Annotated in this window: 16 protein-coding genes; 5 read left to right on the top strand and 11 right to left on the bottom strand. The window is 56.6% G+C overall.

The window, feature by feature from the left end; genetic code table 11:
• Positions 1–39 precede the first annotated feature (39 nt).
• The 3 genes from QYL91_RS13680 to QYL91_RS13670 are packed head-to-tail and all read left to right on the top strand — an operon-like array spanning position 40 to position 6,340.
• On the top strand, positions 40–2,013 hold the full coding sequence (locus QYL91_RS13680) for a PD-(D/E)XK nuclease family protein (protein WP_302081050.1): 1,974 nt from the start codon (positions 40–42) through the stop codon (positions 2,011–2,013).
• Positions 2,010–2,915, top strand: a complete 906-nt coding sequence (locus QYL91_RS13675) for a RecB family exonuclease (RefSeq protein WP_302081049.1) — start codon at positions 2,010–2,012, stop codon at positions 2,913–2,915. The genes QYL91_RS13680 and QYL91_RS13675 overlap by 4 nt, the downstream gene beginning before the upstream one ends.
• Positions 2,912–6,340, top strand: a complete 3,429-nt coding sequence (locus QYL91_RS13670) for an ATP-dependent helicase (protein WP_302081048.1) — start codon at positions 2,912–2,914, stop codon at positions 6,338–6,340. The genes QYL91_RS13675 and QYL91_RS13670 overlap by 4 nt, the downstream gene beginning before the upstream one ends.
• A gap of 5 nt (positions 6,341–6,345) precedes the next feature.
• On the opposite strand, the gene QYL91_RS13665 is transcribed toward QYL91_RS13670, so the two are convergent.
• The 10 genes from QYL91_RS13665 to QYL91_RS13620 form a co-directional block, all read right to left on the bottom strand.
• Entirely contained in the window at positions 6,346–8,859 is a 2,514-nt protein-coding gene (locus QYL91_RS13665) for a hydantoinase B/oxoprolinase family protein (RefSeq protein ID WP_302081047.1), read from the bottom strand.
• A 65-nt stretch (positions 8,860–8,924) separates the two neighbouring features.
• Positions 8,925–9,320 (bottom strand): hypothetical protein, encoded by a 396-nt coding sequence (locus QYL91_RS13660; RefSeq protein WP_302081046.1) that lies wholly within the window; start codon positions 9,318–9,320, stop codon positions 8,925–8,927.
• Positions 9,317–9,997 carry a helix-turn-helix domain-containing protein gene (locus QYL91_RS13655; RefSeq protein ID WP_302081045.1) on the bottom strand — a complete coding sequence of 227 codons (681 nt, stop codon included), beginning with the start codon at positions 9,995–9,997 and terminating at the stop codon, positions 9,317–9,319. Before QYL91_RS13655 ends, QYL91_RS13660 begins: the two co-directional genes overlap by 4 nt.
• Positions 9,998–10,248: 251 nt before the next feature.
• Entirely contained in the window at positions 10,249–10,902 is a 654-nt protein-coding gene (locus tag QYL91_RS13650; RefSeq protein ID WP_302082875.1) for a zinc ribbon domain-containing protein, read from the bottom strand.
• A gap of 175 nt (positions 10,903–11,077) precedes the next feature.
• On the bottom strand, positions 11,078–11,500 hold the full coding sequence (locus QYL91_RS13645) for a VOC family protein (protein WP_302081044.1): 423 nt from the start codon (positions 11,498–11,500) through the stop codon (positions 11,078–11,080).
• Between the two features lie 3 nt (positions 11,501–11,503).
• Positions 11,504–13,081, bottom strand: coding sequence for a long-chain-fatty-acid--CoA ligase (locus QYL91_RS13640; protein WP_302081043.1), 1,578 nt, complete (start codon positions 13,079–13,081; stop codon positions 11,504–11,506).
• Positions 13,082–13,123: 42 nt separating this feature from the next.
• Positions 13,124–13,639: an acetone carboxylase subunit gamma gene (locus tag QYL91_RS13635; protein ID WP_302081042.1), complete on the bottom strand. Its 516-nt coding sequence runs from the start codon at positions 13,637–13,639 to the stop codon at positions 13,124–13,126.
• A gap of 13 nt (positions 13,640–13,652) precedes the next feature.
• The gene (locus tag QYL91_RS13630; protein WP_302081041.1) at positions 13,653–16,136 is read right to left on the bottom strand and encodes a hydantoinase B/oxoprolinase family protein; all 2,484 of its coding nucleotides are present in this window, start codon (positions 16,134–16,136) and stop codon (positions 13,653–13,655) included.
• A 169-nt stretch (positions 16,137–16,305) separates the two neighbouring features.
• Positions 16,306–18,477 carry a hydantoinase/oxoprolinase family protein gene (locus tag QYL91_RS13625; protein WP_302081040.1) on the bottom strand — a complete coding sequence of 724 codons (2,172 nt, stop codon included), beginning with the start codon at positions 18,475–18,477 and terminating at the stop codon, positions 16,306–16,308.
• Between the two features lie 425 nt (positions 18,478–18,902).
• The gene (locus QYL91_RS13620; RefSeq protein WP_302081039.1) at positions 18,903–19,553 is read right to left on the bottom strand and encodes a tyrosine-type recombinase/integrase; all 651 of its coding nucleotides are present in this window, start codon (positions 19,551–19,553) and stop codon (positions 18,903–18,905) included.
• A 200-nt stretch (positions 19,554–19,753) separates the two neighbouring features.
• Between QYL91_RS13620 and QYL91_RS13615 the strand changes: the two genes are divergently transcribed.
• Positions 19,754–20,173, top strand: a complete 420-nt coding sequence (locus tag QYL91_RS13615) for a hypothetical protein (protein WP_302081038.1) — start codon at positions 19,754–19,756, stop codon at positions 20,171–20,173.
• A 327-nt stretch (positions 20,174–20,500) separates the two neighbouring features.
• Here the strand turns inward: QYL91_RS13615 and QYL91_RS13610 are convergent, their stop codons facing one another.
• Positions 20,501–21,214: a hypothetical protein gene (locus tag QYL91_RS13610; RefSeq protein ID WP_302081037.1), complete on the bottom strand. Its 714-nt coding sequence runs from the start codon at positions 21,212–21,214 to the stop codon at positions 20,501–20,503.
• Here QYL91_RS13610 and QYL91_RS18320 point away from each other — a divergent pair.
• Positions 21,143–21,454, top strand: coding sequence for a hypothetical protein (locus QYL91_RS18320; protein ID WP_465269219.1), 312 nt, complete (start codon positions 21,143–21,145; stop codon positions 21,452–21,454). The genes QYL91_RS13610 and QYL91_RS18320 overlap by 72 nt on opposite strands.
• The last annotated feature ends 591 nt before the right edge of the window (positions 21,455–22,045 follow it).

The raw sequence follows: 22,045 nt of genomic DNA, 5'->3' as shown, positions 1-22,045 counted from the left end.
GCTGGGAATGTGGCACGCACGGCGCGAGATGAATACCGAATGCTCCTCGAGGAGTACGATTCTGAGGATGTGCTCGTCATTACGGGTGCCCCGACGAGTACGGACACGTTCCGGGAGACGTTAGGTGCGGAGTTGCCTGGCGCGGCGACGCCGTATGTGACGTCGCTCGTCGTGCATGCGACTGATGTCCTCAACCAGACGGACGACCGCGTCATTCTCTCTGATGCGTTGAGACGTGAACTGCTGCACCGGTTCCTCGAGGACTATGAGTGGGACACGGCGTACCTCCAACGGGCGTCTGACCAGCCGTCGTTCATCGAGGATGTGGACACCGTGATGGGTACGCTCTCTTGGCAGACGGTCACACCTGAGGAAACCCCGGAACTCCGTGACATCGCAGCTGCGCTTGACGTGTTCCACGAGTGGCTCGCCGCGCACGAGCACATGGAGCGCGGGCAACTCATTTCGGAGGCGCTGGATGTCCTCACCGGGGATGCCCGCGACGATGTCGTGGATTTCGAGGCGGTGCTCGCAGTCGAGTTTGAGGAGTTCTTCCCGCTGGATCGCGCGTATCTCGACGCGCTCGTAGGGGACTGTGACCTCGTTTGTGTCGCCGAGGAAAACGGGAGTGTACGCCGGACGTGGGTTGAGGCAGGGCCAGTCACGGACTACGTCTCGTTCAGTGAGTCCCGACGTGGGCAAGCGGGGACGCCGTCGACGCGGCCAGCCGCAACGGCGGAGTACTTCGCCGAGGAAACGATCCCGGCAGATCCGGATGTCGGGTCGGTTTCTGTCCTTGCTACTGATTCCAGTGACGAACAACTCGCCGAGATCGCCAACGAGATCGAAGAGCTCGTTGCGCAGTCGGGGTGGGGATACGACGACATCGCTGTTGCCACGAAGCAAAGCGGCGGTGCTGTTACGGACACTATCGAAGCCCTCGAAGGCACTGGGATTCCGACGGAATCGACGACTGTCACTGGGTTTGGTGATGATCCTGCGATTCGAGAACTTCTCGCTGCCGTCCGGCATCTTGCGGCCGCCGACGAGGATGAGGATGAGGATGAGGTACCGAATCACGGCGCGGGTCTCGAGACGGAGCGGTTGGATCGCGTCCGCGAGATGGACGGCCTCGAAGAGGGGATTCGCTGGTGGGCGACAGACGCCGGATTAAAAGAGCGGATTGCGGAACGGGCGGGTCCGTTGGATGCACGGGCGCAGTTCGGAAACGTCCGTCGGGCGTTCCGAATGGCCGAGTTTCTCGAAGACACCGAGTTTCTGGACGCGACGTGGGAGTCCTTCGAGGAGATGCTTGAGCGCGCCCACGAGTACGCGCCACAGCAGAACCAGACGAGCGCGACGGATCTCGACGGCGGTGTCCGCGTGGACCACTTGCAAGCGATCAAAAACGAGTCGTTCCGCGCGGTGTTTCTCGTGAATCTCGTCGATAGCGAGTACCCGGGCGACGCGTTCCTGACGCGGTTGTTCCCGACGGCGCGTGTCGCGTCGATGCCGGATTACCCGGGCGTCACGCAACTCGATGGAGCAGATGTGGGTGCGACGTTCCCGACGACGTCGACGGCGTCAAGTCGGCCGTTCGCGCGGTATCACACAGAGCACGCGCGGCGACTGTTGGCTGTCGGTGCGGGTGCGGCGACGGAGCGGCTGTACTGTTGTCTCTACGAGTACGAGGACACAGCACTCGAAGAACGCGCGCAGGCGTCGCGGTTCCTCACAGCGGCGTATGAGGATCTCCCATGGGTGACCGAAGCCGACGAGCCACAGATTACGAGTGAGCAAGCGGCAGAAAAGTACCTCCTGTCGCGGGTTGACGACGCGCTCGCCGATGTCCGCCGCGCGAATAGTCAAGACGTGACAGTGTCGCTTGACGAAGTCGAAGCGGAACTGGGAGAAATTCAAGACTTGCTTGCGCAGAGTGGGGAGCGCGGTGATGAGCTCCGGGACGCGTTGCGTGCGCGTGTCGAGTTCGCGAACGGGGAGGTGCGGCGATGAGCGACGGTTCGCTCTCTCCGTCTCGGTTGGCGACGTACGCGACATGTCCGCGACAGTACGACTACGGGTACGCCCAGGACGTCACCACGCCGGACCGCACCGAACTGTATCTCAACCAGGGGATAATCTATCACGAGACAATCGAGGACGTGTGTGACGCGACTGACGCAGACGACGCGCCAGAGACAATCCACGAGCGCGCGATGAACATCTTCGAGGCGAAGTGGGCCGAACACAGCACGCCGGAGGACTACGAATCCGAGGCCCATCAGGAGTACCAGCGAGCTGAGAACCGCGCTGGGATTGACGCGTTCTTCGATCCAGACGGCGGGGACGGCATTGACCACGCTCGCCAGTCACTCGCTACTGAGTGCTGGGTGGAGTGCGAACGGGACGGGCGTGCGCTGCACGGAAAAGCAGATAACGTCCTTCGGACCGAAGACGGGCTCCACGTCATCGACTACAAACGGAACACGCGCGGCGTACTGTCGTCCGGGACAGCGGCGTATCTCGGTGAGCACCTTGATGGAGAGAGCCACGAGCCAAAGCGGGTCCGGAATGCGTTCCAGACCGCGGCGTATATTGAGGGCGTGAAGAACGAACCGTTCTACGAGGACGGGATGGAGGTCCGGTTCAGTTTCTACGGGGTGCTCAACAGCACGTCCTTTGAGAGTACCCCGAGTGGGTACGAGGTGTCTGCGCGCGGGTATCCGCGGGAAACCACGGCCATCTACGACGAGCACTATGACACGATCTGGGCGCTCATTCGCGCCGCGCACGACGGCATCACGAGCGACTCCTACGAGCCCGAGCCGTTCGACCTCATTAACGAGGAAGCGTGCCCGGACTGTGACTATCGGGAGATGTGCGCTGATCGCCTCTCGGAGGAGGTGCGACGATGAGCGACGATCGTGACGAGTATCCGTCGTGGTTCCCGGTTCCGGAGGAGGACATCTCGCCGGAGCCCCAACAGCAGACCATCATTGACTCTGATGCGTACCCGATGCGTGTCCTAGCCGGGGCGGGGACGGGGAAGACGTTCACGATGGTGCGGAAAATCGAGCACCTCATCGACGAGGAAGACGTCTCGCCGGACCGGATTCTCGCGTTGACGTTCACGAACAACGCCGCGGACTCGATGCGTGAGAAGCTCAACGCGAAACTCGGGACAGCAGGGTACGACATCGACGCGTACACGTACCACTCGATCTGTAGCGAGATCCTCACCGACTACGCGTACGAAGCGGGGATCGATCCGGACTTCGAGGTAGCAACGGACGCCGAGAAGTACGCTATTGTGTTGGATGTCTTGGACGAGATCGAGTATCGCTCGGTCAAACCCAACGTGTACGGGAGTGACGGGTACGCGTCGGGCGCCGCGTCGAAGCTGCTGAACTTCATCGGGTCGATGAAGCGCAGCGGCATCACGCCGGCTGACATCGACGCCTTCCTCGGCCCCGCTGACCGCGTCTACGAGCTCGCTGAGCTCCCCGACCGTGTCGAAGCGATTGCCAGCGACCATCTGGGCGGCCGTTCAGTGTCGAGCGTGCTGGACTCGCTCTCTGACGCACGCGCGGACATCGTCAAAGAACGTGACCAGTTGGGCACGGATGGAATGGAAGCCAGCGTACGCGATTTCCTCGACCGTCTTGTGGATCTCTGCGACGCGCTGGAAGCTGCGTTCGAAGCACACGAGGCGGGCGAGCAGGAGTTACCGGACAACGCGTACAAGCTCCCGAAATATCTGCTCGGGGGGTACGCGAGTGGTGCGCCGGCAGGCATCCCTGACGATCTTGATCTCGAACTCACTGATCATCTCGATTCGTTCCTTTCGGACTGTCTCACAGCGTGCGACCTGACGGCGGGGTATGCGGCGTACGAACGCGAACTCGACGACCGGAATCTCATTGACTTCGACGGGCTCGTCGTGGAGACAGCTGCGCTGCTGGACTCGCCTGTCGGCGAGGAGATTGCTGACAGGTGGGACTACGTGTTCTGCGACGAATTCCAGGACACGGATCGCCTCCAGTTCGACCTCGTCACGTCGCTGGTTACCGAGGACAACCTGTTCGTCGTCGGCGACGACGACCAAGCGATCTACGAGTGGCGCGGCGCGCACGTCGCCAACATCACCGACGAACTCGACGCCGTGTTCGACGCGCTCACCGACGAACCACTGGAGGAGAATTTCCGTTCTCGGCAGCCGATCCTCGACCTCGCCAACGAAGCGATTCAGAAACTCGACCACCGCGAGCGACACAAGACGCTCACCCGCATCGACGAACCCGCGTACGACGGCGATACTGTCGCCACCATTGAACTGCCGGACGAGGATGCCGAGGCGGACGGCCCAGGCCAGCTTCGCACTGTCGTCCAGAATTTGCTGAGCGGCGACGCTGAGCAACTCGACGAGGCGTATGACCCAGGTGATATTGCGCTGCTTGTCCGGAAGAACGATCACGCAACGCCTGTTATCGAGGAATTCGAAGACGCCGGGATCCCGTACCAGGTGGCTGGTGATTTGGCCACGGAGTCGGTTGGTGTCGGGACCGTCACCGCGTACCTGAAAGCGCTCGCGCGGACCGACGACGAGGTGAGTTGGAATCGCGTCTTGCAAATGCGGTACCGCGTGTGCGACGCAGATCTCCGCACACTCAACGCGGGCGACGATTCTCTCGTGGATACGCTTCGGGGAGCGCCGCTCGAGGAGTTCGAAGAGCCCGACCGTGTCGCGGAGGCTCGCAAGCACGTCACAGAACTCCTTGATATCCGGGACTCCGCGTCGCTCAGCCACCTGTACCGCGAACTCACGGATATCACGAACATTGAGTGGTACCTCAGTGAGCAAGAGCGCCGTGACCTCGTGCAACTCGAGGATGTGATCGAACAGTATGGTGATAGCGCCGTCCAGCCGCCGCTGACTCCGGAGTTCATCGACTCGCTCGAACACTACGACTCGCTGTTCGACGAGAGCGGGTCCACGCCGACGAGTCAGCCGGATGTCGCCGACGACGCGGTCAACGTGATGACCATCCACAAGAGCAAGGGTCTGGACTTCCCGGTGGTTCTCATTCCGCAAGTCACGGCTGACGAGTGGGCGCCGAGTTCACGCACCTACGACGCGCTCGAAACCAGCCTCTCGGATGGCGCAGAGGCAGCGTTCGCCGAGGATTTCGTCGAGCGTGATGCTCGTGAGACCCGGCGTGTGTTCCATGTCGGGATTACGCGCGCCGAAGATGTTCTCGTTCTACAGGGTGGCAGCGAGGTAGATGACGCTGGTGAGGACACCACTCTCATGTCCGACGCAGTTCGTGAGATGCTGCCGTCCCGGATTCCGTGGCAGCCAGAGCGTGGCCATCTCCCGATTTGGGATGATGTCCAAGAGTGTCTCCCACCAGCGGCAGTCGATTGGACCGACACCGTGGCGCTGGACACGGTTGGCGGGGTTGGCGGCACAGTCCGTTATGCTGGCGACGACGTCGCGGTTGAGACAGCGCGCGACCGCGTGTTAAATCTCGCTACAGCATCGCTCGATGGTAACCTGACAACAGCCGGTGAGCGGTCGACACTCCACGTTGAGGCACTGACTGGGCCGCCGACGCCGAATCCGTCGCTTTCGCACAGTTACACGTCGCTGGCGGCGTACGAGGAGTGCCCGCGCAGCCACTACCTCGACTACGTGATCAACGCGTTCCCGGATTACCAGGCATCGACCGGTGAGGGTACTGATGGTGTGTCGCAACGCGATATCGGACTTCTCTTCCACGACACCGCTGAGCAAGCTGCAAACCAGAGTGTCCAGAACCGCGAGGAGTGGTACGAAATTTGCGAGCGTCTCGCCAGTCAGCGCCGCGCCGAGGACGCACTGCCAGCGGCCATGCAGTGTATTGACCGGTACTTCGAACTGGACATCTCCGACTACGAGATTATTGATGCCGAACGCGAATTCGAGATCAACCTCAACGGGCACGAACTCACCGGGTATATCGACGCGGTCTACCGAACGTCCGCTGACGAATTGGTCGTTGTCGATTACAAGGCGACCGAACGGCATCGAGATTTGGACGACGACAAGCAACTACCGATCTACTTGCTCGCATGCCGTGGCTTGTACGACGAGCCGGTTACGCGGGCCGGATACGCATATGTCGGCGAGATCGGCCCGAAAATCGAATCCCGGCGCTTCAGCGAGGCTGACCTCTCAGCAGTTAAGTCCGAAGTCACGACGATGATGAACGAGATCTCGGACCTGTCGTTTGACCGGTTCGCGTCTGGTGATCACTGTCGCTGGTGTCAACACAACCAACTCTCCTGTGCGTCAGAATAATCCTCTCACTCGTGATCGGTTGTTTGTTCCTCGTTTTTGAATGTTGATGCTGGGTTGGGGAGATCCTGAATTGACCGGTTCGTCCATGTGTACGGTACGTATGGTTCGTCGTCAACGTTGAGCCAAGTTTTGTGTCGTTGTGTGAAATTATCCCACATCGGACGGAGTCCGGAGTCAAATCGGTTGTCCAGTGATTGCTGAGCTTGGTCGCTGAGATCGAATTCGAAGTCATCGGGCAAATCCCAGAACTCGCGGAAGAAGTTAGCAAACTGGTTACTCATCCGCATGCTGCTCGCGTAGGTCTTTTTTACGTCGTCAATCAGGTCTCCGTTGTCCCGAATGCGGTCGCGCTGCTCGTCGTACCACTCGGAGACTGGTTGGGCTTTCTCGGCACGCTCATCAATCCGTTGTTCACGAAGTTTCTCGGTGGCTTTTTCGTCAAGCACCCACTCCCCTTGGACGGCAGAATTGTGTTTCGCGTCGTGATCGATCTTCTCAACGACGACAGCGTACGCATCTTTGGCGTGTCTCGGGAGGACATATCCATCATGAATGTCAGACAATACATCTTCAGGGTCACGCTCTAACGGGTCACCAAGTCCAGAACCCCCACGGAGGTAGTTCAGATACACATCGTAGTCGTCAAATTCTTTTGGTGTGCTGATACCTTCTGGTCGCCGAGTCACTTCGCCGTCGATTTTGGACTCGAACTCGCCGCTCTCAGGGTCGAGGTCGTGCTGTGGGTAGTCCTCGCCGTTCTCGAAGCGCTCTTCGAGATCTGTGTCCTCAGCGTTGAGAATATACCCTGAGGCTGCGGGATAGCCGCCGAACAGACCGCTATCGCTAGTCATGTAGCCGTTGCCCATCTCGTAGAGCAACCAGCGGCTCACATCCTTGATCGTTCGCATTGATTCAAAACCCGCCCCACCCGCACGACGACCAGCGCCACCTGTATTCGGTTTGACCGCGCGGCCGAGGAACGGTAATGGTTCGACTCGTTCCCATGCTTCAGCGTCGCCCATGTCACCTTCGGGATTCCAGATTGCCGATGCGTGTGGCTCTCCGTCTTCAACGTATCGGGCACCAACACCCTCACAGGCGGCTTCAAAGGAGTTGACTGCGTGGAGCTTATCGAATTGGTCGATACCACCGCCTTGGAGCCAGTTTGAAGTGTTGGCGTTGCCCGCGTTGATTTCCTCCCAGAAGCCGCGTGCATAATACCCACGTGAGAGATGCTGCCAGAGCGGAGCCCAGGCAGAGACGAGGAAGTGCCAGGCATACGCGTGGGCGGTTTCAGTGTTCTGTGTGTTTGCCCACGACCCGACCGGTAGGTGGAAATCACAGGCGTAGTACGCGCCGTCGTTGACCAACTCATTTGGGATCACAGTCTGGGTGAGCATCACCCAGATGCCGCCCTGGATGGCGGCTGGCGTGCAGTTGTACGGATGCCAGCCCCACTTGTTTGCGCCCTCGAAAGAGACCTGAAAGGAGCCGTCTTCGCGAATGTGCAGCTCAGAGGGAGCATGCATGAGATGGTTCTCTTTTGCGTACTCGCGGGTAACGTTCTCTTGTCCCTCATAGAGAGCGTCGACGAAGGAGGCGCCACGATAGGTGCCCGGAAGCATTGTTTCCTTGATTCGACTGCGGAAGCCCCGACGGCCGTCCTCGATTGCTTCCCGCGAGAGTTGTTTGAATGTATCAACCCCCGTTTTCCCAATCATCTCCTTGACCGAGTCCCGGATCATCAAACAGCCAGTAATACGGGTTCGTTCGTCGAGTTTCAGGAAGTTTGGTGTCCGCGTCTTAGCGGGGTATTCCTTCTTCCAAGAGTTGTACAGTTCAAAGTCCTCACCAATCTTTCGTGCGGTGTAGTAGGCACCGTCACCGAAGCGCGAGGCCTGTGAGACGTTCATGCTACCAGGACCGATAGCACCCGTATCGATAACGTGGTTGACGCCACCGGCCCAAGCGACGAGTTCTCCTTCATGAAAAATAGGAATGAGTGTCATCAAGTCACAGGGGTGAACGTCCCCGACGTGAGGGTCGTTGTTGACGAAGATATCACCCGGTTCGATACCGGGACTTTCCTCATAATCGTGATTTATCATGAACTTGATTGCCTCACTCATCGTATGGACGTGGACAATAATGCCCGTTGAAACGGCGATAGAATCTCCTTCTGGGGTGAACAGGCCGTAGCAAAGTTCACCTTCCTGCTCGACGATGGGAGTTGCAGAGACTTCTTTCGAGGTTTCTCGTGCAGTAACGAGATCTCCTCGAAGACGAGAAAAGAGTTGCTCGTATCGTATCGGCTCGTCATCTTTCAGCGATAACTCTGTGAATCCCGCGTAGTGACCCGTTGCCTCCGTCTTGTCTTCAAGTTCAGCCAGTTGTTCGCGGAGTGTCCTACCGTCCCAACCGATGCCTTCGTTTCGCTGCTGTTTCTTACGGACTTTCTCCTTTTCTTCGCGCACTTCCGTGCGACGCTCTTCGGCCTTGTTCTGGTCAGTTTGACTCATTGTTGCTTTTCTCCGTTGGTGATGTAACGGCTTGATGCGGGCGCGTCAACCGGATGATCACGTCACTACGCATATTCGAGTTCCTCCAGAATGATGACGTGCTCACCGACCACGCAGTCGCCAGAGATCCGGTCGTGAAGTAGCACCGATTGTGTCAAGTCATCGATTCGGGCTTTGCCGGTTACTGTCCGTTCGGAAATCCCGATACAGATGCGATCGGCGTCAGTTTCGACAGCAAATTCGACAAGTTCTGCAACGTCGTACCCCTTCGAGAGACAATTGATAGTGTATTCGACACCGTATTCGAGCATCGGGTTTACGTCCTGAATCAGTGGGCCGAGACAGCGGACAGTTGGCAATCGGAGAAAGTAAACTGTCTCGCCTTGGCTCACAACCGAGCCCAGAACTTCTTTGACGGTAGGCTGTTGTTCGACGGAGTTGATAATGAGGATCGTCGTCATTCTTGGGCCCCGAACAGTAATTCACAGAAGTTATGCTCAACCCGGCGGAGCCGTTCGCTCAGCGTCGATCTACTAATATCAAGTTCGCCTGCAATCTCTTCTGCCGTCACCTCTTGTGGGACTTTGAAATACCCCATCTTGTAGGCGGTTTCCAGCACCTCCAGCTGTTTGTCTGATAATTTACCAGACATACTCTGTTTGATTTTGTTGCCGCCGAGTGGGTACCCAATCGTCTCAGTCTGTGTCGTTCCGACTAGTTCCAGTGAACCGTGCTCGTCTTCGATAGTACTGGCGACTTCCTTGAGGTGGTTCCAGTCGCGGACCGATGCGACCACATCAAGGTGTGCATTCTGCCCGACGATCCGATGCGGAATTGCCTGGTTTTCGGTCAGTATTGAAAGTACAGATGCGTCCGAAAGCGGAGCTATCACACCGAGATAGTATGTATGCTGGTTCACCTCTGCCTTCGACATATCTACTATTCGTATGTCAGATAGCTTCTCTGCGAGTTCTTTCTCCGAAACATCAGAATCGAACTGGGCAGTTAGAAAGAGAAAGACCGAATCACCCGCCACTGGCAATGCATTGTCTATCTCAACACTCCCGACTTGGTCGTCGATGTCAACGATTCGTGACGAAATACCGGACAACTGTATCTGAAATTCGATTCTGAGCATCTGTTCAGAGAACGACTCTATGTGTTAAGCCTAGTATCATGTCCTATTTCTCCCGACTGTAGCTCCGGTTGCAACAACGTTGACGCATGAACTACGTACTGTTGCCGATTGTATCCACGTCATATGAGTCTGGTGGCTGGTACCAACCTACGAGGTAATTCTTCTAATTAAGTATTGCCACGAATACTGCTGGCATATGTTTCGCTGTTTTGAATGTTACCCCGCGCACGGTGGCGCGGGGAATCCTGCTCTCACGAGGGCAGGCTTCCTGCTTCGACGACGTGACTTGCAGACACGCACTGGAAATCAGCGGTGTCCGTAGCGGTCACAGTCTCCACAGGCGTTGCTTCGGGCCATCCCAGCCCTAACTCCTGAAACCCTCTCTGTAAGACGTTCATCGCAGCGTTCGCGTCACGGTCACACTCGAATCCACATGACGGGCAGGAGTGTTCCCTGACCCAGATGGGCTTCGCCGTCTCCACACCACACCGGGCGCACTCCTTCGTTGTCCCTCGTGCTTCGACTTGCACGACGTGCGTGCCGTACAGGTCGAAACCAGACTGGCTGTACGTCACGCTCCGGTAGTCGGTTGGTGATTGCCGTTTGAGCCGACCAACACCGTATCCCTTCTCTTTCTTCTTGCGAAGGTTCAAGAGATTACGGTGGAAGCGTGCAACGGTGGCTTGTGCGGCCTTCGAGTGCAACTCACCGAACACCGGCCACTTGCGCTTCCACTCGGGGAGTTTGTTGTTCTGGTCGTACTCGGACGGCTTGTCGCCCTCGGGACTGTTCTCGTAGTCCCAGCGGACGTGGTTGTAGAGTTGGCGATGAACGTCGAGATGGTGTTCCAGCCTGTCCGCTACCTTCCCGGTCGGGTGGGCGTGGTAGCGGTGACTGTATTCCATCGCTGTCTCCTGATTAGTGATGTTTCGAGTTGATGGTTTGTCTCCCTGTGGGTCGGCTTCATGCCCGACCACGGTGGGTCGGGGTATTCACCTCGCTGACCAGTTTGAGCTACCCACGGCCAGCCGTGGGTTTTCTCCTGTGTTCCGTATAAATTGGAGGTCTTTCTTCCAGTAGCTAGTCAAGTACTACATCCGCCTCTCGCTCAACAAGTTCAACCCGGACGCCGTTGGCCGCCTGTCGGTCAAGAAACGCGACGCTCGCGCCGCCTGCACCCCGGCGAGGCTCTTCGTCTGCTAGTGGCACACCAGCGTCGCGGAGTTTCGCCAATTTGGATTCAATATCATTGACGCGGAACGCAACGTGGTGTAACAGTGCCGACTGCGGCGTCGCTTCAAGATCACCAGCAATCTCCGAGTCATCGTCAACCGGTTCAACAAGCTCAACTAAACTGTCACCGACCCTAATGAACGCGATCTCGACGCCGAACGTCGGGACATGTTCGACGGCTCCGACTTCAAGGCCGAGCACCTCAAACACCTCCTTGGTGGCGTTGATGTCAGCAACGAGGATACCAAGGTGGTCGATTTTCGAGACCATGGGTCAGCTAATTTGGCGTGAGTGGTCCTGCCAGTAGGGTTCGCGGAGCCGTTTTTTATCGAGCTTTCCGTAGGGCGTTGTCGGAAGTTCTTCGACAACATCAACGGATTTCGGCACCTCGTAATCTGCCAAATGATCAAGACAGAACGACCTGATGTCCGCCTGGTCAACGGTGTCGCCTTCTGGGACAACGACGGCTTTGACCGCTTCGCCCCATTCGTCATCAGGCACGCCGATGACGGCGACGTTTGCGACCTGGTCGTGTTGCTGAACGACTTCTTCGACGGTGACGGAGTAGACGTTCATCCCGCCGCTGACGATGACATCTGAATCCCGGTCAACGATGTAAAAGTAGCCGTCTTCATCCATCTTCCCTATATCGCCAGTGTGAACCCAACCGTTCTCAACTGTCTCTGCGGTCTTTTTTGGCATCTCGTAGTATCCGTCCATAGAGTAGGCGGCGCGTGCCAGAATCTCACCCGGCTGGCCGGGTGGGACCTGTTCGCCGCTCTCGTCAACAACTTTCACTTCACACATCGTGGTTGGGAGACCACATGACGACAACCGTTCTTCGTCAGCAGGATCATGAGCTGCTTTTGGCAGGACAGTGATGAGGTCCGGGGTTTCGTATTGCCCGTACAGTTGGAGGAAGACGTTGCCAAGCTTGTTCAGTCCTTCACGCAATCGATCTGGCTTCATCGGTGCCGCGCCGTAGACGAGCGTCTCAAGCGTCGACGTGTCGTACTCATCTGTGTCAAGCAAATCGAGGATCCGGTACACCATCGTCGGCACCATGAACGTCCATGAGATGTCCTCTTGGTCGATGAGTTTGAGCGCGCGCTCGGCGTCAAACCCCTGTGTTACGACGTGATGGCTTCCCTGTGTCAACCCGCCAGCCATGATGAGGCCAGCCGAGTGTGGGAGAGGTGTCATCAACAAGAGCCTGTCACGGGGTTGGATGTTGAGCTCGATTGCGTGTGCGATCGCGTTCAACGCGAGATTCTCTTGAGTGTGTTTCACGCCCTTGGGGTCACCGGTTGTCCCACCCGTGTGGAAGACACCGGCAAGAGCAGACTTCGAAACTTCGACATCCGGAGCGACCGGATCGGCCGTTTCGACCAGGTGGTCGAATGATTCGACCTGGTGTGTGCGCTCCAGCTCTGGGCTACCTGGGCCGTCAACGGTGATGATTTGTTCCAACGTCGGTACGTTCGGGGCGACTGCCTCAACAGTCTCGACGAAGTTCGGCCCGACGATAAGCGCACTTGCGTCGCTGTTGTCCAACATATACTCGATGTCCGCTGCCGACAGCATGTCGTTTAGCGGCACTTTTGCGAGACCTGCACGAGCGAGTGCGACGTCGCTCACGGCGTACTCCGGGCAGTTCGACAGCAAAATCCCGACGCGGTCCTCAGACTGGAGGCCACGCTCAACGAGTGCACTGGCGAGACGCGCCGAATGCTCCTCAAGGTCACCATAGGTCAGCGTCTCATCGCCGAACGTAATCGCGGGTGCGTTCTCGTACCTACGAAGAACCGACTCATAGAGATGCTTCAGCGTCGGTGGACTCTGTTCTAACATGGTTGTTTCTCGAATGTGGAATGAAAGGAAATCGCCAGGATGTTACGCCGACTGGCCTTCTGGGGTCGGAATCGGCTCGTCGATCCAGTCGTTGTAGAACGTCTCAATATCCGGCTCGAACTCGTGAATGAGCGGGTAGCCCGGCATGACGTTCGTCACTTCAAGTAGAGTCTTACAGCCCGGGCAGAAGAACTCCCGCAGTTCCATATAATCGGGGTGGGGATGCATATCCTCCGGGTAGATCTCGAGATACTCTTCTTCGGAGTCGCGGACGTTGATGAGCGCGTCTGCTTTCCAGTTCTCGTCGTGTTCGCAGAACTCGTGGCCGCAGTCACACTTGATGACCCATCGGTCTTCGGATTTCGCAACGACATACAGGTGGTCTGCATACGGGATGACGATTGGGTCGTCCCAATCAACCCGCTCCTGCAAGACATCACGGACCTTCTGGAATCGGTCCGCATCTTTGAAGTCGCTCATCATGTTGTGCAACTGGTTCCACTCTAGGTTGTCGTCGACAAGGTCTTCGATGTGTTCGCGTGGGTAGGATTCTGGCATGTGTATTCACCTCTTAGTCGTCGTCCATTGCTTTTCCGGTGGTTTCGTCACCGAACGATGCTTTCGGGGTCGGCAGGTCGCGGATCGACCGCTCGGCCGTCCATGTGTACGGCACCTCCGGTTCGTCGTCACGACCGACGCCAAGCCACGTTTCGTGGCCTTTCGTCGGGTTCTTCCACTTCTTTTTCGTGCCCGTTTTGAACCGGTTGTCGAGCGACCGCTCGGCTTTCTCGCTGAGAGTGAACTCGAAGTCTTCCGGCAGCTCCCAGAACTCGTGGTAGAAGTCGGCGAACTGCTTGCTCATCCGCATACTGCTCTCGTAGGTCTTTTTCACGTCGTCGATGAGGTTGTCCTCGTTCTGGATTCGATCGCGCTCTTCTTCGTACCACTCCGAGACAGGTTGTGCCTTCTCGGCACGCTCTTGCATCCGCTCTTCACGGAGTTCCTCGGTTGCGTCTTCGTCAAGTTCCCACTCACCCTGAACCGCGGAGTTGTGCTTTGCCTCGTCGTTGACTTTCTCGACGACAACGGCGTACGCATCCCTGGCGTGCCGTGGAAGGACGTAGCCATCGTGGATGTCAGAGAGGACGTCTTCGGGCTCTCGCTCAAGCGGATCGCCCAAGCCTGAACCGCCACGGAGGTAGTTCAGGTACATGTCGTAATCATCGAACTGCTTGGGCGTGCTGATACCTTCAGGACGACGGGTGATCTCGCCGTCAATTTTGGACTCGAACTCGCCGCTTTCGGGGTCGAGGTCGTGCTGTGGGTAGTCCTCGCCGTTCTCGAAGCGCTCTTTGAGGTCCGTGTCTTGGGCGTTGAGAATGTAGCCCGATGCCGCGGGGTAGCCACCGAAAAGACCACCGTCACTGGTCATGTATCCATTGCCCATCTCGTAGAGCAACCAGCGGCTCACGTCCTTGACTGTCCGCATCGACTCGAAGCCGGCACCACCCGAGCGGCGTCCTGCGCCACCCGTGTTGGGCTTGACTGCGCGGCCGAGGAACGGCAGCGGCTCAGTCATCTCCCAGACTTCGGCGTCACCCATGTCACCCTCAGGGTTCCAAATAGCTGCGGCGTGAGGTTCGCCGTCCTCAACGTACCGGGCACCGACGCCCTCACAGGCCGACTCGAAGGAGTTGACCGCGTGGAGCTTATCGAACTGGTCGATACCGCCGCCTTGGAGCCAGTTCGAAGTGTTAGCGTTGCCCGCGTTGATTTCCTCCCAGAAGCCGCGTGAGTAGTAGCCTCGTGAGAGGTGCTGCCAGAGCGGAGCCCAAGCGGAGACAAGGAAGTGCCAGGCATACGCGTGGGCGGTTTCCGTATTCTGTGTGTTTGCCCACGACCCGACCGGTAGGTGGAAGTCACAACTGTAGTACGCGCCGTCGTTGACGTTCGAGTTAGGGATGACCGTTTGGGTGAGCATCACCCAGATACCACCCTGAATGGCGGCTGGCGTGCAGTTGTACGGATGCCACCCCCACTTGTTCGCGCCCTCGAAAGAGACTTGGAAGGACCCGTCTTCGCGGACGTGCAGCTCAGAGGGAGCATGCATGAGGTGGTTCTCATTTGCATACTCACGGGTGAGGTTGCTCTGTCCCTCGTAAAGGGCGTCGACGAAAGAGGCCCCTCGATAGGTGCCCGGAAGCATCGTTTTCTGGATGCGACTCCGGAAGCCCCGACGACCGTCTTCGACTGCCTCACGCGAGAGCTGCTTGAACCGCTCGATGCCATACTCGTCGATGATGTCGTTGACCGCGTTCCGAATCATCAAACAGCCAGTCATCCGCGTCTTCTCATCGAGTTTCAGGAAGTCCGGCGTCCGTGTCTTGTCTGGGAAGTCGTTCTTCCAAGAGTTGTATATCTCGAGGTCTTCGCCGATCTTCCGGGCTGTGTAGTAGGCACCGTCACCGAAGCGCGAGGCCTGCGAGACGTTCATACTACCAGGACCAATCGCACCGGCGTCGATAACGTGGTTGACGCCACCGGCCCAAGCGACAAGTTCACCCTCATGGAAGATGGGGATGAGTGTCATGATGTCGCACGGGTGCACGTCGCCCACGTGCGTGTCGTTGTTGACGAAGATATCGCCCGGTTCGATACCGGGACTCTCCTCGTAATCGTGGTTAATCATGTATTTGATGGCCTCGCTCATCGTGTGGATGTGCACGATGATCCCCGTCGAGACAGCGATAGAGTCGCCTTCCGGAGTGAACAGGCCATAACAGAGTTCACCCTCCTGCTCAACGATTGGTGTTGCGGCCACCTCCTTCGATGTTTCCCGTGCAGTCACGAGGTCACCCCGCAACTGCGCAAACATCTGTTCGTACTCGATCGGTTCTTCGTTTTTGAACTCGAGTTTCTCGAAGCCAGCGTAGTGGTCTGACTCCTCGGTCTTCTGCTCAAGTTCTTCGAACTGTTCCCGGAGCGTCTTCCCGTCCCAGCCAATTCCTTCACCGTTTTCCAGTTTCTCATGGACTTTCTCCTTCTCGCGTCGCATACGGGGAAAGTTCTCCCCTGATTCGTGTTCTGAGCTCATGGTGTGATATCGTTGTTAAGAGCATCTGCTCGGAGCCAGATGCGGGCTCGTACAGTGCACCCACCCCGCCGCCAGCCGTGGATCCGACGGCGAGATAGATGCATGACTGTACAAGAGCGGAAGACCGCTCTTATTCAGTTCTGGTCAGGTGGTGGACACGGTGCTCATCGAGGTAGGTTTCACAGTCCGGCGGGAGCGCGTACGTCGTCGCTGCACCCTCCATCACAGCTGGGCCACTGAGCCTGTTCCCTGGCTGGAGCGCATGGAGATCGTAAATCTCAGTCTCCATCCACTCACCATCCCAATATGCCTCTCGGGTCTCCTTGAAGGCCTCCTCGGGCGGTTCCGGGCCCTGAGTCTCTTCGGTCGGAATCTCCGGCTTGACGACGTCTCGGACGCCCCGAACCGAGGCCTGCGTAACGGTGTGTCCGAGTTCCGGGGAGCGGGCCTCCTCGGAGTACGTGCGTCGGTACTCTGCTTCGAAGGTGTCCAGCAACCGTTCGAGCTTCTCCGGCGTGTCGACACGGCTGACCGGCGACTCGATGTCGATGCTGTTGAGCTGGCCCTGATACTGGCCGAGGATGTTGTACTGGAACTCGATCTCGCTCCGGCCGATATTGCTGTTCTCGAACTCGTCTTCGACCTTCTGCTCGAGGTTCTTCCAAACCTCCGTCAGTTCTTCCCCGGCTGTCTTTGCAGCCTCCTCCATCGAGAGATCGGGATCGATGTCGATACTCGTTGTCTGGTCGTAGCGATACTCGTAATCGGCAGCGCCACAGCCAAACGCCGAGAACCCAGCCGCCCATTCTGGGATGAGAACCTCGTCGAAGCCAAGATCTTTCGTGTAACCCGCCGTGTGGACCGGGCCGCCACCACCGTAGGAAAGGCACTTGAAGTTCGATGGGGCGTACCCTTCGCCAGTCACGACTGCTTCGAGATCGTTTCGGAGTTTACTTTCCAGAATGTCGATGACGCCCTGCGCGGCCTCATAGACGCCCATATCGAGCGGGTCCGCTATTTGCTTCTTTATCTCCTCTTCGGCCACCTCGCGGTCAATGGGCATATCCCCACCCAGGAAGTTCTCAGGATTGATCCACCCCATTGCGACGTGACAGTCAGTGACAGTCACAGTCTCCACGTCGGTTTCCACCGCACTAACGCCGACCTGGTCGCCGGCGCTTTCGGGGCCGAGTTCGATCTTGTCGAACGTGGGATTCACCCGGACGTAACTGCCCGTTCCCGCGCCAACACTCTCCATGTTGACCATCGGCAGGGACAGGAGAAGGCGAGCCATCTCCGGGCTGTAGTCTATTTGCCAGTCGTTACCGATGATGATGCCCATATCGAAGCTGGTCCCGCCGATGTCAGTACAGACCAGATTCTCGTAATCGAGTTTCTCGCCGAAATAGTTGGCACCAATCATCCCGCCGATGGGGCCGGAAATGAGCGTCCGGGCCAGTTCGTTGGCGTGGATGTCGATAGTACCGCCGTGGCTCGCCATGACGCGAACACCGACGTTCCCGCCCTGTTCATCAACGGATTCCTGGATGTTCGTCAGCTGGTCACGCGAGGGCTCTGCGGCAAACGCTTCCGCAGTAACCGTGTTCAGCCGCTCAGATTCTTTCAACGTCGGGTAGTACTCACTGGACAGCATCACTGTCGTGTCCATCCCCCGCTCGTCGATGATTTCCTCGGCGATCTCCTGGGTGCGGTGTTCGTGATCGCCGTTCTTGTACGAGTGGAGATACATGACGACGATGTGGTCAACGTCCTGGTCAAGTAGGTCGTTGACACTCTCCCGCACGTCGTCCTCGTACAGCGGAACCAGTTTGTTTCCCTTGACGTCAATGCGCTCTCGGACGCCACGGATCTGATTGCGCGGGATCAGCGGTTCGGGGTGTTTGTGCGTGTTGACGTGGAGCCGATCGGAATAGGAGTACCCGGTGTAGGACTGCCGACCACGTCCCATCCGGAGTGTATCCTCCATCCCGCCGGTGATGAGAATTCCCACGTCAACCTCGCTCTCACGCTCGACGAGACGATTCAACATCGCCGTCCCAGAGTACACCGTCGACACGAGATTCGGGAACCCTTCCTCAACACTCAGGTCCCAATCTTCTAGGGCGTCCTGGGAGGACTTGATGAACCCACGCGATTCATCATCCGGTGTCGTCTTTGCTTTCCCAACAGTGAATTCGCCGTTCGAATCCATCAGGAAGGTGTCCGTCATCGTCCCGCCAGCGTCGATTGACAGTATCTCTGCGTTGTGATGCTCTGAGGGATTATCTTCTGAACTTGCCATCAACCAGTTCGATAAACCAATGTTAGTTAATCGTTACCACGAACCAGAATAAACCGGATTGACAACGAGAAACACGCCACTGACATATGTATCATGTTTAAAAACACAGGACTAGGATGAGTTCTCGCTGACCCGCCTGATTCCACGTCCCGTGCTCACCCATCTCCTCAAGTCACGCGCACCCGCACTGACTTCCACCATGGCCGGATACTGACTTGCTGAGAACGGCTTGCAAAATATCGCGCCGCAATGTGATTTATCCAGTACCTGTCACGCGGGCCGTGCAAGATACAGAGCGTGACGGTCCCGTAGAAAGAGTCCATTAAGGGACCGGTTCTTGAGCTCCAATCTGAACGTCAAACCGTACAAAATACGCGCCTTCAATTCAGCACGGATTGTGAGAGTTGACGGATATTAGACCGCTTTCATCGATGGTGGACTTGCCGAAGAGCGTCAGCCGTGGCTCGCCCGGAGATGCGGATGTACTTCTGCGCTGTTGCCAAGTCGCTCCAACCCATGAGCGCTTGAAGTGGTACCGGCGCAACCCCTTGGTAGGCGTGGTAGCTGGCAGCGGTCGCACGGAGACAATGCGGATAGACCCGGCCATCAATATCTGCTGCCTCGGCGGCAGCTGTCACTCGTCTATTGACAGTAGTACGGGATCGAGGGAACGAGTCATACTGGTCGGTGAATCGCTCCAGACACAGCTCAAGCCGGAGCGACAAATCAATGGGGATCGACCGAGCGGAGGCAACCGTCTTCGGGTGCCAGCGAGCTTCCATCGCTTCTTCCTGTGTAAGTTCCTCATTGTGAGTCGTCTCTTGTGTTGCTTGCCGACGACAATAGCCGCATTCGCAGGGTTCGTGTTGTGGAATGCGAAGCAGCATCCGATCCCAATCGAGCCAATCTGCACGGAAGTGCGCAATCTCGCCAGCCCGGAGTCCGAGTCGGCCAGCAGCCAGACACACGAACCGTGCCTGCAAGTCTCGCGGCTCCGGCAGTGAACTACACGCTTCCAGGAGGAGTTCAAACTCTCTGTCCGTGAGTACGTCCTCGTGGGTGTGCCGCGTCGTCAAGGATTGTCGATGCTGCTGTGCCCATTCACTCGACTGATGATAGTCGTCCGTCATCCACCACAAGAACGCTGCGCCCCCGAATTCAAAGGCGGCATATCAGTGACACATCAACAGAGTGCCCGCTGAATATAGAGAATGAAGTCAGCAGAGGATCCTTGGCTCATGAAAAGACACTTCCGTAACAATTTTGATGTCTAGATATGCAGAGAAGACAATATTTCCGCGCCACTGTGGGCTGTTTTGGTGCTGTGTCACTCTCTGGTTGTTCGGGAATTCTTCCAGGCGGTAATCAGAACCCGGAGTATCCGGGAGGCACCCTGGTCGTCGAGAATACGGGTGATAGCCCTGCGAGAGTCTCGGTAAACACAAAATTGGATCAATATGATGCCTCACTTGATACCGAAGTCGCTGGCGGTGAAACAGTTGTTCGTCGTGAGTTCGTCACCGCTGATGAGGGTGATATCGTGACTCTCAAAGCCCAAATTGGAAAGACTGGAGAGCTACTCAGATTTCAGTTTCTCCCCGCGGGCGGAGAAGATTCTCCGCCAGAAGTAGCGCAACTCACGTTCGAGAATGCTGTCGAGGCTAGTGCGACGTGGACCGCGACCAGTGGGTCATGAACTGTCTTTGAGTCAGGGATACCACTGGATCGCCACAAACGCGCATTCTATCTTGCATATCAGTGCAAATATTATATCCATCTGGAATTTTTGAGTGGTCCGTCTGCACACTACACTCAGCTGGTGATTCAGCTGAATATCGATGAAAAATCTCGTGAAGATGTTTCGATGACACACTCTTGCTAAGCAATCGATGGTGCGAACGGGTGTAAATTCTCCAAGATATTTCTACGGCTTTGGGGGACTTCTTTCCTTCTTGATATTCGATGATTGCTGCATTCCTCTGTTTATGGCTCACTATCTAAATCCGCGAAGTTTGGAATGGAATCAAAACGAGTCTAACTGACGCTGTGAACCAGTTACTTCGGCGTGATCGTCTTCGACCGAGTCGGCTGCATACGGAGATAATTTAGCGATCTTGATAACTCGTGCTGGGACATCCAGCCGGGGTGGTCCACTGTATGCTCGCAGTGTTCGTGATTCACCCGTGGTATCGAGGAGATAGTCTGCTCCGTCATTGACGTTGATTACGGTGCGCTTGCTGCCGTGCGACGTGACGCGACCAACGATGCTCTCGTTGTTAGGGATGTCCGTGGTGATTCGTATGCGATCACCGCAGTCCATATCTTCAACATTCGGATCTAAAGACCAGTACTCGACAGTTGGGTCTTTGGCAGCAGATTCTCGGACAGATTCGGCTTCAGCGCTAGGTCTTTTACCAACTTCGGTCATATATATCACTCTTTTAGTTGTATCTGCTTGGAGCGACTCAGAATTATCTTGTGCTGCTTCGAAAATAGGTTTACCGGCTACGCAAAGAGCCAAGCCTGACTCGTACTCGTACGCCATACGGTTATTGGCTGCCTCATAGTCATCGATGGGTTCGTCGTGGGGGCATGAGTTCGTGGTGACGCGGGGGCAAGTCATCTTGTAGAGATCACGACGAATTTGACTTAGAATCACACGTCCATTTGGCGTCGGAAGGAATGGGCGCCGATCGAATTTGTCTACGCATTCGACATCGATGACATCGTCGAACATTTCCGGCAATACCCATGGTTCGATGAGCAGACAAGCCGGTATCAAATTCGTTATGAGACGCAGCAAAACGCACCGGGAACTACCGACGAACCTCTCCCAGTGAGTTGCCACAATGATAACCGCAACTTCTCCCAGTTCTGCATCGGACTGGAGAACTGCGGCGACTCAATTTACCGTAGTCTTCCATTCGAAGAAGCGGTCTACGACCGTCTCCCTGACAACGATCGTTCCACTGAATAAAACAGCATCCACTCGTTAATTTAACTCTCTTCTTCTCATTGAACGTAAGTAGTCAACTCGTGTCTCACGACATTTCTTACGCCCCACATCACCAGTTATGTACTGCGCACTCTTCTTAAAATTTTTCTCTAAGAGTCGCATTATTTTTCTCAGCGTTCGTGTTTCCTCAATATTAATCACCCTCCAAAATAAAGCTCTATGTTGTTAGTTAGTAGAGCGTCATTCAGAATGTGACCAAGAATATTCCAGCTCTCGTCTGTACTTTATTCTGAGTAGCGCCCGCAATGATTCCCGAGTCAAAACTAGTTCATTCAACAACCGTTTTCTCGCCAAAGAAACTACTTGCCCTCCCGTCTCAACCCCTTTCTACTTCTCACCAGTACCATATCTAAACTGATATATGCACATTCTCTGTTCAGAGTTCTGCGTATCTTCAGTGCTCTATTCAAAGCGCATTCATCTCTCTCTAAGAGATAAATTAATACGCAGTCTTTGAGCAATCACGCTACTAACCACGCTGAATAAAGTCCTCGATCCATTCCAATCACGGCTACAAGAACCGTCGCTTCTCCCCACCCTGTCGATTTCACG

Source organism: Salinibaculum rarum (assembly GCF_030505615.1).
Classification (GTDB): Archaea; Halobacteriota; Halobacteria; order Halobacteriales; family Haloarculaceae; genus Salinibaculum; species Salinibaculum rarum.
This window is presented reverse-complemented; position numbering and strand designations above follow the sequence as displayed.